The sequence below is a fragment of the Bacillus sp. 166amftsu genome (genome assembly GCF_900107445.1).
Taxonomy (GTDB): domain Bacteria; phylum Bacillota; class Bacilli; order Bacillales; family Bacillaceae_G; genus Bacillus_A; species Bacillus_A arachidis.
Map to the genome: position 1 here is coordinate 1 of NZ_FNQA01000067.1, position 1106 is coordinate 1106.

General features: G+C 35.7%; 1 protein-coding gene. It reads left to right on the forward strand.

Features of this window, described 5'->3' with window-relative positions:
* Positions 1–329 precede the first annotated feature (329 nt).
* Positions 330–1106, forward strand: a 777-nt coding sequence (locus BLV40_RS27770; RefSeq protein WP_170833734.1) for a GH25 family lysozyme, incomplete at its 3' end; no start/stop codon positions are given.

The window sequence follows — 1106 nt, forward strand, 5'->3', positions numbered from 1 at the left end:
TGGATTTACATTAAAGATAAAGGCTGGGTAGAATTTGACGAAAAAATCATCCGTTGGATTCGATAAAAAGGAGCGGGCTCTTATGAGTCGGTTCTTCTTTATTTTTACATCAATAATAAACTTAAAAATAGCTTTGTTATAGAAGGTATCTTAATATACAACTTTTATGTTGATAAATACGAAGTGGGTTTCTTCCTAAGGTGTTAACTATAGAGAAAAGGAGAAGTTTCAGCGTATTTCTTTAGCGGTTTTTGTAAATTCATTCAAAGGTAAATTTATTAGCAGAAAGGGAAAATTTCTTCCAGTAATTAAAAAAGGAGTATGTAAGAATGAAGAAAATAGCAGATATATCTTATTATAATGGAACTATTAATTGGGCAGAAGCGAGTAAAGAGTTGGAACTTGCAATTATTCGTGTACAATATGGATCTAATAAAATTGATTCAAAGTACAAGGAATATGTACAAGGTTGTAAAGCATATGGAGTTCCATTTGGTCATTATGCTTATGGATGTTATACAAGCGTTCAGGATGCTATGGTAGAAGCGAATGATTTTATGAACCGTGCTGACAAGGATGCAAAGTTTCTTGTATTGGATGTAGAAGATGATACACTTGCTAGTTGCGGGCCAACTAACTTGGCAAAAGCGTCTCAGGCTTTCATTGATACTTGCCGAGCGGCAGGCTGGAAAGTTGGATTATATGTATCACATCACATGTATACAAGTTATGGATTAAATAGTGTAAGTGCAGATTTCCTATGGATTCCTCGTTATGGTGGCAGTAAACCTGCTTATAGCTGTGATATTTGGCAATATACTGATAGAGGTAGCGTTGCAGGCATAACTGGTAATTCTGGTAATGTAGATTTAAACTACTTAGTTGGAAATAAATCTATTGAATGGTTCATAGGAAATGGTTCTAATCCTAAAGAGCCCGACCCTACAGATGTAGATACTCGAAAGAACGTCTCGTTACCGTCTGATTGGCTAACCAATAACTTAGGTTGGTTGCAATGTATGCAACGCCAATCTTGGGTATATAAAGAGCCAAATGAGTTTGCGGAAGTAGTAGGAAAGATTCCTCTTGGCAGTGGTCATGTTTAT